Below are 13,283 nucleotides of genomic sequence, written 5' to 3' on the forward strand. Positions count from 1 at the left end.
GGGTATCTCCTCAGCGGTTCTCGAAGTGGGTCTGGCGCTGGCCGCGCAGGACGATGTCGAAGCGGTACGCCAGGCAATCCATGGGATTGGCGTTGCTCATGTCGAGCTTGGCGATCAGCGTTTCCACCGCGTCGGGGTTGGCGATGCTTTTGACGATGGGGCACATCGGGATCAGCGGGTCGCCTTCGAAATACAGCTGGGTGATCAGACGGGTGGAGATGGACGGCCCGCTGATGGAAAAGTGGATATGCGCCGGGCGCCAGTCGTTGGGGCCATTGCGCCAGGGATAGGGGCCCGGCTTGATGGTACGGAAGATGTAGCGGCCATCGCTGTCGGTGAGGGCGCGGCCGACGCCGCCGAAGTTCGGGTCCAGCGGGGCCAGGTAGCGGTCATTCTTGTGGCGGTAGCGGCCGCCGGCGTTGGCCTGCCACATCTCCACCAGGGTGTGCGGCACCGGTTTGCCATACTGGTCGACGACCCGGCCGGAAACGATGATGCGCTCGCCGATGGGCAGCCCACCGTTGTTGAAGTTGAGCAGCAGGTCGTTGTCGTGCTGGCCCATCTTCAGGTGGGAGAAATCCGGGCCGCTGGTCTCGGAAACGGACTGCGGGATGCTCACCAGCGCCTGGCGCGGCGAGCGGGCAATGGACGTCTTGTAGTCGGGGGTGAAGGCTTTCGGGTGCCAGTTTCGGTCACGAATGACGAAGCGGCTGTTTTCCGCATTGGACATCACGGTTTCCTCTTCTTGGATTTGTCGGGCGGCCCATCGATACCGGGGCAGCGGGCCGTGGGTCGCAGTGTCATCCAGCAGAGGCCGGCGGAAAATTGAAATCCTGCCCGCCATCCATAACCACTTGGTTATGTCAGACGGCCCTCGCGATAGTCCAGGGCCACTTCCCGCAAGCTTTCCACTGCCCATTGCGCCGCCAGTGACAACGGCAACGAGGCATTGCTGCAGATGCCCACCGAGCCGCCAGGCTCCTTGAAGCCCAGGTCCAGTTCCACCAGCTCACCCTTGCCCAGATCCAGGCGCACGGCATCCAGCGGCGCGATCCACACCGCATCGCCGTTCAGCACATAGCGCCGGCTGAGGGCCAGGGAAAGGGTTTCCAGGCGCTGGCGCGGCGGGCTGATGCCGCTCTGCACGAAAAAGCCGTCGGCGTGCTTGCGGATGGTGGTGCCGGCCAGCGGCAGCACCAGGGGGTAGCCGTCCAGGGAGCGGCGGTCGGCGCCCTCCTCCAGCAACGGGTGGCCGGAGCGGACCACCAGGGTCATGGATTCGCTGTACAGGTGCTCGAAGGTCAGACCCTGGATGTCCGGGCTGTCGGTCACACGGCCGACCACCAGGTCCAGCTCACCCACCCGCAGTTGCGCCAGCAGATAGGCTCCCGGCCCAGTGAGCACACTGACCACCAGCGCGGGATGACGCTGGTGCAAGCGCCGCACCACTTCCGGCACCAGCAAGCCTTCCACGGTGGAGAGCACGCCAAGACGCAGGGTGCCGGCGGCGTACTCGCCTTCGCGCAGGCTGTTCACGCCGTCGCGCAGGGCCTGCACACAGGGGCCGGCGTAGCGCATGAAGGCCAGCCCCGCCTCGGTCAGGCTGACACCGCTCTTGCTGCGGTCGAACAGGCTGGCGTCGAGGATTTCCTCCAGTTCCTTGAGGGTCTTGGAAATCGCCGGCTGGCTCACCGCCAGCTGGTCCGCGGCGCGGGCCAGGGTGCCCTGGCGCGCGACTTCGAGAAAGCACAGCAGGTGGCGGAATTTGATGCGGGTATCGATGTTCAACGGCGGGTCCTGTGACGGCTGGCCTGCGAAGGCTAGCCCAAGGACCGGTGCCTGGGCCATTCCATGGGCGCGAATTCATGCTCTTGTAGGGTGGACAGCGCTCTTCTGTCCACCAACGGTGCCGAGCTGTTCGCTGGTGGAAATGAAAAGCGATTTCCACCCTTGAACCTCTCCACTCAGAGGGCGCAGACCTTCCCCGCCAGCTCCACCCGGCCGAAGCGCGCGCCCGACTCCAGCGGCGTGATCGCCAGCAGCCGGTCGAGGCGCACGGAACAGGGACCATCCTCCACCTCCAACACGAAGAATTCTTCCTTCTCCGCGCTGGTATGGGTGGTCAGCGCCCGGGCTTCGAAGCCGCCACCGCCCACCAGTTCCACCCTCACGAGGTAGCGGTAGAGACAGGCGATTTCCAGCAGGTCGTGCAGGTCGCAGTCCAGGGGCTGGTACATGTCCCGCTCCTTACTTCAGGTCGGCGATGGCGGCGCCAAAATTGATATGCAGCACCTGGCCGCCCACCACCAGGGCGGGGACCGACTGCACACCGGCGGCTTCGGCCTCGGCGACACGGGCCGGGGTTTCGCCCAGGTGCACCACTTCCACCTTCACCTCGGGAGCCAGCAGGTTGAGCAGGGTCTGTTCAGCACAAACGCAAACCGGGCACCCGGCGTGGTAGTAGCGAGCCGTAGTCATTTTCAATCTCCTGATTATTTGGTATCGATTCGATACCGTAATCAGATTACCCCGAGCAACTCCTTTGTCAACATAGTTTTTAATCGATACTATTCATTGACGGAGGTGACGATGACCACTCTATTCGACCTGTTCGAGCGGCTTACCAGCCTGATGCGCATCTGGCACCGGGAGCACCCGCTGCTGGCCGACCTGCAGCCTGTGCAACTCAGCGCGCTGGAATACCTGGCGCGCTGCAACCATTACTCGGACACGCCGCTGGCGGTCACCGAGTATCTGGGGCTGACCAAGGGAACGGTGTCGCAATCGCTGAAGGTCCTGGAAGCCAGGGGCCTGATCGAGAAGCGCCAGGACCTTCACGACAAGCGCAGCGTGCACCTCGCGCTGACGCCCGCGGCGCGGGAGTTGCTGGCCGCGGTGACACCGCCGGACTTCCTGGCCATGGCCGCCGCCGAGATGGGCCCGGATGCCGTGGAGCTGGAGCGCTTGCTGGGCGAGTTGCTGCGGACCGTGCAGCGCCAGGTGGACGTGCCCGGCTTCGGCCAGTGCAAGACCTGCCGCTTCCACCAGCACAGGGATGGCGAGGCCTTCTGCGGGCTCACCCAGGAGCCCCTGGGCCGCCCTTCCATCGAACTGATCTGCCGCGAGCACCAACCTCGCGACGAGGCGGCCTGATCAGGCTTCCCGGCTGGCAAGGTCGGACTTCGAATCGCTCATGGGTCGCGCCTTGCAAGTCGTTCGCGCAGAACCTGCGCCTCACCCGGATGAGGCGAAATGCAGCGGGACAAGGGGCCTCCCTGCCCCCGCGGTTTCAGGCGCTCTTGCGCAGGAAGAGCTCACGCCCCGCATCCAGGCACTGGTCCACGAGCCATTTGCCATGGGCGAGCGAGGCGTGCTGTGCTTTCTCCAGGTCGGCGAGGAAGGCCTGCTGCATGGGCAGCCCGATGCGGCGGGTGGTCTGGCCGTCGGGGGCGGTGATCCGGCAACCGCCGGCATAGGGCGTGGGAATGCCAGGATGCTCGAAGACGTCGGCGACGATGGTGTGGTTACGGTGAACGCATTGCAGGGTGCTCATGGGGTCTACCTCTTTGTTGAAGGCCCGGGGCCACGGGGTCGGCCGGCCCGGCGGGCGTGGCTTGGAAGCTCAACTGAAGGTCGGCGCATGCCTTGCCTTGCTCCCTTCGGGATATAGCACACGACACCGTCCGGATCGTTTCACCTGACCAAGGGTCGCCATTGGCCTGCTGGCTTTCCGGCGAATTGGCTATTCGGCAGGCGCCAGCGCATGGCTAACGTAGGCCAATCCGCCGCAACCGGCGGGAGCAACCTGGAGAGAGTGAAATGAGCACAAGAATCGAATGGGCCAAACAAGTTCCCGAAGCCTATAAAGCCATGGTCGGCCTGGAGCAGGCCCTGGCCAAGTCCGGCCTGGAAAGCTCGCTGCTGGAACTGATCCGCCTGCGCGCTTCGCAGATCAATGGCTGCGCCTACTGCGTCAACATGCACGCCAACGATGCACGCAAGGCCGGTGAAACCGAGGCCCGCCTGCAAACCCTCAGTGTGTGGGAGGAGACCCGCTTCTTCACCGAACGTGAGCGCGCCGCCCTGGCCTGGGTCGAAAGCCTGACCCTGCTGCCCGAGCGCCATGCCCCGCAGCATCAGTTCGATGCCCTGCGCGAACACTTCAGCGAGACTGAAATCGTTAACCTGACCCTGGCCGTCGCCACCATCAATGCCTGGAACCGATTCGGCGTGGGCTTCGCGATGATTCCCTGACTTCGTCCCTGCAGAATGCAAAGGGCCGCTCCATGCGGCCCTTTGCTTTTGTACGTGGGAAACCAGGTCGCCAGGACAGGCCATATGCAACCGGCCCGCCTGTTACGACTTGAATGCTTTGGATAATGGGCCCTGGTCCAGCGAGTTGGGGTGATTCAGGCGGTTATCGGCACCGGAAGCACTGCTTCCGAAAGCGAGCAGCTTCGCTCCATTGGAGCGCGCGGAATGGGAAAAGCCATTGCGCAGCGAACTCATGGTCCACAAGCTCGCAGAGCTGATGAAGCGGCAACCCCACCCTTTCGCAAAGCCAAGGGGAGTCGATGCGATGGGGCGACGAGAATGGATGCCGCGAGAGAAGTGCGGGGCCCGACTGGCATTGTCAGTCAGGCCTCGCTATCCCTTGCTTCGAACTCGAGTCCCTTCACCCATCGGCTCATCACCACGGCTTCCAGCATCCGCGCAACCGGCTCGCTGCAGGGCTCCACGGCCAACTGCAAGCGCCAGCGGTTACCCTCCGCCGAATGCGCCTGCAGGCTCCAGCAGTCCTGCGGCAGCCAGCGCGAGATCAACTGCTCGATGGACCGGGCCGCCAGCGGCCTGGTGGAAATCAGGATGGTCGGGCCCATGATGGCCTCCGGGATATCAGCTTGCGGGCCCGCCGCCACGCAGTGGGTACGGCGTGATGGCGGGCGGTTGGCAGGTGCGGGTCAGGCCACGACCGGAATCATCGGGTCAGCCGCAGCCAGGGCGGTGGCACGGTCGGCCGCCGGCGGATAGATCCACACACCATTGATCTGCTGCTTGATGGACTTGCCTTCCTGCCGCTCGAACCGGATCTCGCGGTCCCAACCCTCAGTGAACACCGCCCCCCAGGCCCCGAGGTCCAGGCAAGTGACGTACTTGGGCTGGCTGTAGGGGATAGGTGCCACGCCCAGCAGGCTTGCCGCCGCGTTATTGCCGGCCGAGCGCCCCAGGGCAATGGCGTGCTGGCAGGACATCAGCGCGTGATTCCCCTGGTCATCACACGCGGCCCGGGCCACATCACCGGTGGCGAACAGTTCGGCCAGGCCCGGCACCTGCAGGTTGGCATCCACATGCAGGCGACCCTGGCCATCACGTTCGGCGGGAACCTGCTCGGTCAGCGAGTTGGCCCGCACCCCTACCGTCCACACCACGGTGTCCGCGTCGATACGCTCGCCGCTGGCCAACGTCACACCACCAGCGTCCACCGCGGCCACCGCACTGTTGATGCGCCATTCCAGGCCCAGTTCCTCGCTCGCCTCGACAATGGCGCCGCGCGGCCCCTCGCCGAGGGCTGCGCCGATCTCGCTGCCACGGTCGACGATGATCACCCGCACCTCGGCGTCCTCCCCGAGCGCTGCGCGCAGGCGCGCCGGCATTTCCGCTGCGGTCTCGATGCCGGTGAAGCCGCCGCCGGCCACGACCACGGTATTGCGGCTGGTCGAGACGGGGCGCTCCGACAGGGACTGGATATGGCGCTCCAGACGTACCGCTTCTTCAAGCTGGTCCACGTCGAATGCATGCTCGACGCCCACGAGCGCCGGGCGCACCACATGGCTCCCGGTGGCCAGCACCAGACGGTCATAACCCTGTTCGGCGAACTGGCCGTCGGCAGTGCGATAGCCCACACGCTTGCCTTCGACGTCGACGCGCTCGGCGAATCCCTGCACGAAGGTGACACCCACGGCGTCGAACAGCTCACCCAGCGGCGCCACCATCTTGTGTACCTCCGGCTCGTAGAAGCGCGGGCGTACACGCAGTTCGGCCTGGGGCGCGAGCACCACCACCTCGACATCGTCGCGACCATGCTGGTCGAGCAGGCGAGTTGCGCTCAGGGCGCTCCACATACCACCGAAGCCGGCGCCGACGATCAGGATGCGTTGTTTCATGTGTATCTCCACAAGGCGAAGTTGAGTTTCTCCGGGCGGACACACCCGACATCTGCATGCCAGGCTGTGAGGTTGTCGCTTCTGACCGCACCGGATAACGGCGACTGTATTTGTCGTAGTTAATTTCGGCAAGCTTTTTTCCTTGCTCGCTACGCCACTCGTCGCCATCATCCTTCCTGAATTGGCAACATCCTTCGCCTTCTATACGTTTTAGCCTAGGATTGAGCCGCGCAGTGGACGCATACGGCCGCGATAGCGACCGTCGACGCGGGCTTATGGCCTGGAAACAGTCGCCACAAACGGCGAATACATGATTCGGAGTTAAAGATGGCGCTGTACAGCTCAGGAGTGGAATACGGGATCCACTGCCTGCTCTATCTGGCGGACGAGAAAGGAGATGGCCGCGAGGCAAGCGTGCGCACCCTGGCCGAACTTCAGGGCGTGCCGCCGGAACTGCTGGCCAAGGTATTCACCCGCCTGGCCAAGGCCGGCCTGGTGGCGGCCACCGAAGGCGTGCGCGGCGGGTTCCGCCTGGCGCGGCCGGCCGACGAGATCACGGTGCTGGATATCGTCCGGGCCATCGATGGCGACAAGCAGATTTTCGAGTGCCGTGACGTGCGCGAGCGCTGCGCCCTGTTCGAAGCCGGCTGCCCGGCGCCGGACTGGGCCGCTGTCGGCCCCTGCTCCATCCATGCCGTGATGCTCCAGGCACAACAGCGTATGGAGGAAGCCCTGGCCCAGCAGACCGTGCTCGACCTCGTCCGCCGCGTCGCCCGCAAGACCCCGCCCGAATATGGCGAGCAGGTCCTGCGCTGGATGAACGAACGCCACGACGGCAAGGCGGACGTCGGCCCACTCTGAATGTCAGGTCGCCCGCCAATCCCCGCTCGTTAGGTTGGTGCCGGGCGCAGCAAGGCCCAACAGTGCGCATCGCTGGGTTTCGCAAGCTCAACGCCAGCCTACGAAAAGCCGTCGGTCCGACCTCCTCGTCGCTCGCCTTCCAGTGCGGCAATCGCCACAGGCAGAGCCGGTGACTCATGACCACGGTCAAATGAATTGCCCCCACAATGACGCGGCGCCCCGCCGTCAGACCTTGGTCCACTTGATCTTCTAGACGATCGGTCTAAAATCCCCTTCCCATGACCGAGACCCAATCCAGACCCCGTCGCGGCAGGCCACCCAAGGTCGACCGCGATTTCGCCGATACCCGTGCCGCGCTGATCCGCTGCGGCATGGAAATCCTCACCGAACAGGGCTTCATGTCCACCGGCATCGACAGGGTGCTCAAGCGTGTGGGCGTGCCCAAGGGGTCCTTCTATCACTACTTCGACAGCAAGGAAGACTTCGGTCAGGCAGTGCTGGACAGCTATGCCGGCTACTTCGCACGCAAGCTGGACCGCTGGCTCCTGCAGATAGAGGTACCGCCACTCCAGCGCCTGCGGAACTTCGTCGAAGACGCCAAGTGCGGCATGGCCCGCCACCAGTTCTGCCGAGGCTGCCTGGTGGGCAACCTGGGCCAGGAGGTAGCCATCCTCCCGGAAAGCTTCCGCCTGCAACTGGAAGCCACCCTGTGCAGCTGGCAGGAGCGCCTGGCCAGGTGCCTGCGCGATGCCCAGAGCGCCGGCGAGCTTGCGGCGGAGGCGGATTGCGAGGCGCTTTCGGCATTTTTCTGGATTGGCTGGGAAGGCGCCGTGCAACGCGCCCGGCTGACGCGGGACAACGTCCCGCTGGATGTTTTCTTCAACGGTTTTATGGCCGGATTGCCACGCTAGGTTTTCCGCGCCCATTTGTAGACGACTGGTCTAAATGGAGGCATGAACATGTTCGACGCAATCCTGATCGAGAAGGACGAGGCGGGTTACCGCGCCCACCAAACCCAGCTGGATGAAGCCCGGCTGCCTGAGGGCGACGTGACCGTGCGGGTGGCCTACAGCACCCTGAACTACAAGGACGGCCTGGCGATTACCGGCAAGAGCCCGGTGGTACGGCAGTTTCCCATGGTCCCGGGTATCGACCTGGCCGGCACGGTGGAAGCCAGCAACCATCCGGACTACAAGGTGGGCGACTCGGTGCTGCTCAACGGCTGGGGCGTCGGCGAGACCCATTGGGGTGGTCTGGCGCAGAAGGCGCGACTCAATGGCGACTGGCTGATTCCCCTGCCGTCGGCCTTCAGCCCGCGTCAGGCCATGGCCATCGGCACCGCGGGCTACACCGCCATGCTCTGTCTGCTGGCCCTCGAGCGTCATGGCCTGCAGCCTGGCCAGGGCGACGTGCTGGTAACCGGCGCCAACGGTGGCGTGGGCAGCTTCGCCATCGCCCTGCTCGCCCGCCTGGGCTACCGGGTGGTGGCCGCCACCGGCCGCACCAGCGAGGTGGAATACCTGAAGGGCCTGGGTGCAGCCGAGATCATCGACCGCAGCGAACTCTCCGAGCCGGGTCGTCCGCTGGGCAAGGAGCGCTGGGTCGCCGCCATCGATTCGGTGGGCAGCCATACCCTGGCCAATGTCTGTGCCGGCCTGCGCGCCGATGGCGCCGTCGCCGCCTGTGGCCTGGCCCAGGGCATGGACTTCCCGGCCAGTGTCGCCCCCTTCATCTTGCGCGGCGTGAGCCTGCTGGGCATCAACAGCGTCACCCGTCCGCGTGGCGAACGCATGGAAGCCTGGGACCGCCTGGCGCGGGACCTGGACATCACTCAACTGGAAGCCATCACCCGCGAGATCGGCCTGAGCGAAGCCATCGCCGTGGCCGGCGACCTGCTGGCGGGCAAGGTGCGTGGTCGGGTGGTGGTGAACGTCGACGCCTGACGGCTCGCAGCGCCTCTCCTTGTGGGAGCGAATTCATTCGCGAAGGGCTGCGCAGCAGCCCCGGGAACGCCAGGGCGGACCTATGGCCCGCTTGGCGAATGAATTCGCCCCCACAGAAAACCGGACTCAGCCGTCGAAAGCCTTCTTCAGCACGGCGATATCCAGCTTCTTCATTTGCAGCATGGCGGTGAAGACGCGCTGGGCGCTGGTGGTGTCGGGGTCCATCAGCATGTCCATCAGTACGGTAGGCACCACCTGCCAGGACAACCCATGCCTGTCCTTGAGCCAGCCGCACTGCTGGGCGTTCTCGTCGCCGCCAGCCGAGAGCCGGTCCCAGTAGTAGTCCACTTCGTCCTGGGTCTCGCAGTCGACCTGGAAGGACACGGCCTCCGTGAACCTGAAGATCGGCCCGCCAGGCGGATCGACAGTGGCGGTTGTACTGGTGCTCCACCATTCATTACTCCATGTATCAACTGAAGTACCTGAGTGCTTATTTATTGGCAATTTCGGCACAAATATAGTCCGTGCCAACAGAGAGGCGCCCTCTGCGAATTACGAGCCCCACTTCATTCGAGGACTATCGACATGCAAGGCACCAACAGAACCGCAGTGATCACGGGCGCCTCCAGCGGCATCGGTCTCGGCCTGGCAAAGGCCTATCTGGAACGCGGCTTCAACGTCGTCGGCTCGGCCCGCAGCGAGGAGCGCCTGGCCACCGCCGCAGAGCAATTGGGTAACCCGAAGAACTTCATCGGCGTGGCGGGCGACATCGCCAGGCCGGAAACCTCCAGGCACCTGTTCGAGCGCGCCATCGAGCGCTTCGGCCAGGTGGATGTGCTGGTGAACAACGCCGGGATATTCGTACCCAGTCCCTTTACCGAGTACAGCGAGGACGATCTGGAATCCATGCTCGCCACCAACCTCAAGGGCGTGGTCTACGCCTCCCAGGAGGCCGCACGGCACATGATTCCGCGTCGCCAGGGCCATATCGTCACCATCACCGCGTCCGTTGGAATCCAGCCCAACCGCGATGTGCCGGCTGCGCTGCCGACCCTGATCAAGGGCGGGCTCAACCAGTTCACCCGTGCCCTGGCCCTGGAGCTGTCGACTCACAACATCAAGGTCAATGCCGTGGCCCCGGGGATCATCGAGACGCCGATGCACGACCCGTCCATCCGCGAGTTCCTCAACGGCCTGCAGCCGGTAGGCCACATCGGCCAGGTGCAGGACATCGCCGACGCGGTGCTCTATCTCACCGACGCCAGCTTCACCACCGGTATCGTGCTGGCCGTGGACGGCGGCATGAGCACCGGCACCTGGTAAAGAGGAGAACACCATGCCCTTCGTCAGTGTACGTATCACCCGCGACGGCGTGACCCGAGAGCAGAAAGCCCAGGTCATCGCCGAGATCACAGAAACCCTGCAACGGGTACTGGGCAAGCGCCCGGACCTGACCCACATCGTGATCGAGGAAGTCGATACCGATAACTGGGGCTACGCCGGGATGACCACCACCGAGTACCGCAAGCAGCCGCCTGGCTGAGCGAAAAGATCCGCCGGGGCCCAAGGCCCCACTGCCCGAATGGCCCAGAGGTCATTCGGGCTTTTTTATGTATACCGGGGTGCGCCCCTCTCCCCGGCCCTCGCCCTGAAGGGAGAGGGAGCAGTCCGTACCAGGTTCAAGGTTCTTCTGTAGGGGCGAATTCATTCGCCAAGCAGGCAGCAGGCCTGCCATCCGGACTAACCTTTCATCTCCTCCACCAGCACCTTCACCAGCTCCGCCGCCGGCAGCTCCCGCGCCAGCGGCGCGCCCTGACCGGCCCATTGCACGGCGAAGTCGTTGCAGCCCTTGGCGCTGGCGGCGGCATGCAATGCCTTGGCGGCGTCATAGGTGGTGGGATAGTCCGGCAGCGCTGGCGCAGCCGGGGTGTCGAGATCGGTCCAGAGGCGATTGACCATGCCCCGTGCCGGGCGGCCGGAGATGGCAGCGGTGATGCGGGTGCCATGGGCTCGCTCGCTCCTCAACGCGGCACGGTAGGCGGCGTTGGCGGCGGACTCGGGGCACGACACGAAGGCCGTCCCCAATTGGGCACCCTGTGCGCCCAGGGCCTGGGCGGCGGCAATGCCCTGCCCGTCCATGATGCCGCCGGCGGCGATCACCGGCAGGCTGCAATGGCGCGCGATCAGCCGCACCAGCGCCAGGGTACCGATGCCCGCGTCACCTTTCTCGGGCTCGAAAACGCCCCGGTGGCCGCCGGCTTCCACGCCCTGGGCGACTATCGCATCCACCCCTGCCGCTTCGACCAGCCTGGCCTCCTCAAGGCTGGTGGCGCTGGCCAGCAGGCGGATACCGGCCGCCTTCAGCGCCCGGACCCAGTCCCGTGGCGGCAAGCCGAAGTGGAAGCTGACCACCGCAGGACGCTCCTCCAGCAGCATCTGCAGCATGTCCGGATCATCGAGAAAGCTCTTGTAGATTTCCCGGATTACCGCCGGTGGCTCGGCACCGAATTCGGCAAAAAGTGGGCGCAGGTGCTCGAGCCAGGCGGCCTCGCGCTGTGGATCGGCCTTGGCTGGGCGATGGCAGAACAGGTTGACGTTGAACGGGCGATCGGTGAGCGCGCGGGTTTCCGCCAGCATGGCGCGGGCCTGGGCCGGGGTGCTGGCACCGATGCCGATGGAGCCCAGGGCACCGACATTGGACACGGCTGCCGCCAGGGCCGGTGTGGACACGCCCACCATGGGGGCCTGGATGATGGGATGCTCGATGCCGAGCAGCTGGGTGATGGACATGAGGCAGCGACTCCCTGGGGTGTGAAAACCTGGCCAATCTATCGTAGATCGAGAATAATTTTAAGCATTCATTCTCTACTAGAGATTCAAATTCATGGATCTATCCAGCCTGGAGATTTTTCGCGCCGTGGCCCTGGAAAACAGTGTGACCCGTGCGGCGCAACGCCTGCAGCGTGCACAGTCGAACGTCACCACCCGGATTCGCCAGCTGGAGGAAGAGCTGGGCGCCGCCCTCTTTCTCCGCGACGGCAAACGCATGACCCTCACCGACCGCGGCCAGGCCTTCCTCGATTACAGCGAACAGCTGCTGGCCCTGGCGGACGAAGCGCGCCAGGCCATGCACCCGCAAAGACCAGGTGGCCGCCTGCGCCTGGGCAGCATGGAAAGCACCGCCGCCAGCCGCCTGCCCGATCCGCTGGCTCGCTTCCATGGGCGTTGCCCGGAGGTGGAGCTGGAAGTGAGTACCGGCACCAGCCAGGCCCTGGTGGAGGGCGTGCTCACACGGAGGCTGGACTGCGCGCTGGTGGCCTGGCCCCAAGGCAAGCAATCCTGGCACGAGGAAGTCGCCTCGATGGGGCTGGAGGCCTTGCCGGTATTTGATGAAGAACTGCTACTGGTGCTCTCGGCCAGCCACCCGCCGGTGAGCCGTCCGGCGGACGTGCAGACACGCGGCCTGGCCGGGTTCGCCGAGGGCTGCACCTACCGGCAGATCGCCGAGAACTGGCTGTCCGCCGACGGCCGCCCCATGCCGAAGATACAGCAAGTGGGCTCCTACCACGCCATTCTCGCCTGCGTTGCGGCCGGCTCCTGCGTCGGCATCCTGCCGCGCTCGGTCCTGGAACTGCAGCGCAATCCCCCGCAACTCCGCACACTTGCACTGATGCAGGTGGAAACCCTGCTGATCTGGCGCCAGGGGTACTCCACAGCGGCCTTCGAGGCCTTCCGCGAAACCCTGACAAGCACCGCCTGACGGGCGACGCTGGCCACGAACACAGCACATTTCCCGGCAACCGTTCCCTGCAGGTCACCTTGCCAGGTCGATGCCGGTCAGGCGGCCACCGGGTCTCCGCTGTTGGCCCAGCCCTGGTGACGCGGCAGGCCATCGTCCGGCAGGGTCAGGAGCGGATGCTTCGAGCGCACGAACACATAGCGGTCCGGCTTGCCGCCGGGGTCGGACTCACGGTCCAGGGTGGGGACATGCACGAGTTCGAAATCGGGGAAGCCGTCCACGTGCAGGTACATGTGGCAGCCGCACTCGGAACAGAAGTAGCGATGGCAGGTGGCCTTGGAGTGGTAGCACTTGAGCTTGTCGGCGTTGGCAGTGATCCGGAAGGCACTCCTGTCCACCACCGCGATGATCGCCAGAGCACCGCCGCAGATGTCGGTGCAATCGGTGCACAGGCAGTAGTGCACTTCCGCCGGCCGGGCCGTGTACTCGTAGCGCACAGGGTTCTGCTCGCAGCGGCAACCCCCGACCGCCCTGAATGACTCAGTCATTTCCACTCTCCCATCGAGGTTGAATCCG

Annotated in this window: 17 protein-coding genes and 1 pseudogene; 8 read left to right on the forward strand and 10 right to left on the reverse strand. The window is 65.0% G+C overall.

Annotated features, from left to right (window positions below; translation table 11 throughout):
- Window positions 1–10 precede the first annotated feature (10 nt).
- From pcaH to ACFW0H_RS00915, 4 genes are all read right to left on the reverse strand, one after another.
- Window positions 11–730 carry a protocatechuate 3,4-dioxygenase subunit beta gene (gene pcaH / locus ACFW0H_RS00900; protein ID WP_422912023.1) on the reverse strand — a complete coding sequence of 240 codons (720 nt, stop codon included), beginning with the start codon at window positions 728–730 and terminating at the stop codon, window positions 11–13.
- A 128-nt stretch (window positions 731–858) separates the two neighbouring features.
- The gene (pcaQ, locus tag ACFW0H_RS00905; protein WP_422912024.1) at window positions 859–1,788 is read right to left on the reverse strand and encodes a pca operon transcription factor PcaQ; all 930 of its coding nucleotides are present in this window, start codon (window positions 1,786–1,788) and stop codon (window positions 859–861) included.
- Window positions 1,789–1,964: 176 nt separating this feature from the next.
- Window positions 1,965–2,237 (reverse strand): Rho-binding antiterminator, encoded by a 273-nt coding sequence (locus ACFW0H_RS00910; protein WP_422912025.1) that lies wholly within the window; start codon window positions 2,235–2,237, stop codon window positions 1,965–1,967.
- Window positions 2,238–2,247: 10 nt separating this feature from the next.
- Window positions 2,248–2,478 carry a glutaredoxin domain-containing protein gene (locus ACFW0H_RS00915; RefSeq protein ID WP_422912026.1) on the reverse strand — a complete coding sequence of 77 codons (231 nt, stop codon included), beginning with the start codon at window positions 2,476–2,478 and terminating at the stop codon, window positions 2,248–2,250.
- Between the two features lie 105 nt (window positions 2,479–2,583).
- Here ACFW0H_RS00915 and ACFW0H_RS00920 point away from each other — a divergent pair, with 105 nt between their 5' ends.
- Window positions 2,584–3,153, forward strand: coding sequence for a MarR family winged helix-turn-helix transcriptional regulator (locus ACFW0H_RS00920; RefSeq protein ID WP_422912027.1), 570 nt, complete (start codon window positions 2,584–2,586; stop codon window positions 3,151–3,153).
- Window positions 3,154–3,289: 136 nt separating this feature from the next.
- Here ACFW0H_RS00920 and ACFW0H_RS00925 read toward each other — a convergent pair whose 3' ends face one another.
- A complete protein-coding gene (locus tag ACFW0H_RS00925) occupies window positions 3,290–3,553 on the reverse strand; it encodes a hypothetical protein (RefSeq protein ID WP_422912028.1) in 264 nt (87 codons plus the stop codon).
- Between the two features lie 266 nt (window positions 3,554–3,819).
- On the opposite strand from ACFW0H_RS00925, the gene ACFW0H_RS00930 reads away from it, so the two are divergent.
- Window positions 3,820–4,254, forward strand: coding sequence for a carboxymuconolactone decarboxylase family protein (locus ACFW0H_RS00930; protein WP_422912029.1), 435 nt, complete (start codon window positions 3,820–3,822; stop codon window positions 4,252–4,254).
- Between the two features lie 383 nt (window positions 4,255–4,637).
- Here ACFW0H_RS00930 and ACFW0H_RS00935 read toward each other — a convergent pair whose 3' ends face one another.
- Window positions 4,638–4,880 carry a hypothetical protein gene (locus ACFW0H_RS00935; protein WP_422912030.1) on the reverse strand — a complete coding sequence of 81 codons (243 nt, stop codon included), beginning with the start codon at window positions 4,878–4,880 and terminating at the stop codon, window positions 4,638–4,640.
- Window positions 4,881–4,961: 81 nt separating this feature from the next.
- A complete protein-coding gene (locus tag ACFW0H_RS00940) occupies window positions 4,962–6,164 on the reverse strand; it encodes an NAD(P)/FAD-dependent oxidoreductase (RefSeq protein WP_422912031.1) in 1,203 nt (400 codons plus the stop codon).
- A gap of 327 nt (window positions 6,165–6,491) precedes the next feature.
- Between ACFW0H_RS00940 and ACFW0H_RS00945 the strand changes: the two genes are divergently transcribed.
- The 3 genes from ACFW0H_RS00945 (at window position 6,492) to acuI (ending at window position 8,968) form a co-directional block, all read left to right on the forward strand.
- A complete protein-coding gene (locus ACFW0H_RS00945) occupies window positions 6,492–7,025 on the forward strand; it encodes an RrF2 family transcriptional regulator (RefSeq protein ID WP_422912032.1) in 534 nt (177 codons plus the stop codon).
- A gap of 278 nt (window positions 7,026–7,303) precedes the next feature.
- A complete protein-coding gene (gene acuR / locus ACFW0H_RS00950) occupies window positions 7,304–7,936 on the forward strand; it encodes an acrylate utilization transcriptional regulator AcuR (protein ID WP_422912033.1) in 633 nt (210 codons plus the stop codon).
- Window positions 7,937–7,984: 48 nt separating this feature from the next.
- Window positions 7,985–8,968, forward strand: a complete 984-nt coding sequence (acuI, locus tag ACFW0H_RS00955; protein ID WP_422912034.1) for an acrylyl-CoA reductase (NADPH) — start codon at window positions 7,985–7,987, stop codon at window positions 8,966–8,968.
- Window positions 8,969–9,094: 126 nt separating this feature from the next.
- Here the strand turns inward: acuI and ACFW0H_RS00960 are convergent.
- Window positions 9,095–9,382: pseudogene (locus tag ACFW0H_RS00960) on the reverse strand (VOC family protein); the annotation flags it as partial.
- A gap of 171 nt (window positions 9,383–9,553) precedes the next feature.
- On the opposite strand from ACFW0H_RS00960, the gene ACFW0H_RS00965 reads away from it, so the two are divergent.
- The gene (locus ACFW0H_RS00965; protein ID WP_422912035.1) at window positions 9,554–10,291 is read left to right on the forward strand and encodes an SDR family NAD(P)-dependent oxidoreductase; all 738 of its coding nucleotides are present in this window, start codon (window positions 9,554–9,556) and stop codon (window positions 10,289–10,291) included.
- A gap of 13 nt (window positions 10,292–10,304) precedes the next feature.
- Window positions 10,305–10,511: a tautomerase family protein gene (locus ACFW0H_RS00970; RefSeq protein WP_422912036.1), complete on the forward strand. Its 207-nt coding sequence runs from the start codon at window positions 10,305–10,307 to the stop codon at window positions 10,509–10,511.
- A gap of 197 nt (window positions 10,512–10,708) precedes the next feature.
- On the opposite strand, the gene ACFW0H_RS00975 is transcribed toward ACFW0H_RS00970, so the two are convergent.
- Entirely contained in the window at window positions 10,709–11,758 is a 1,050-nt protein-coding gene (locus ACFW0H_RS00975) for an NAD(P)H-dependent flavin oxidoreductase (protein ID WP_422912037.1), read from the reverse strand.
- A 94-nt stretch (window positions 11,759–11,852) separates the two neighbouring features.
- On the opposite strand from ACFW0H_RS00975, the gene ACFW0H_RS00980 reads away from it, so the two are divergent.
- Window positions 11,853–12,728: a LysR family transcriptional regulator gene (locus ACFW0H_RS00980; protein ID WP_422912038.1), complete on the forward strand. Its 876-nt coding sequence runs from the start codon at window positions 11,853–11,855 to the stop codon at window positions 12,726–12,728.
- A gap of 77 nt (window positions 12,729–12,805) precedes the next feature.
- Here the strand turns inward: ACFW0H_RS00980 and ACFW0H_RS00985 are convergent, their stop codons facing one another.
- Window positions 12,806–13,255, reverse strand: coding sequence for a GFA family protein (locus tag ACFW0H_RS00985; RefSeq protein ID WP_422912039.1), 450 nt, complete (start codon window positions 13,253–13,255; stop codon window positions 12,806–12,808).
- Window positions 13,256–13,283 lie beyond the last annotated feature (28 nt).

The organism is Metapseudomonas cellulosilytica, from assembly GCF_049334135.1.
In the GTDB taxonomy this organism is placed as follows: domain Bacteria; phylum Pseudomonadota; class Gammaproteobacteria; order Pseudomonadales; family Pseudomonadaceae; genus Metapseudomonas.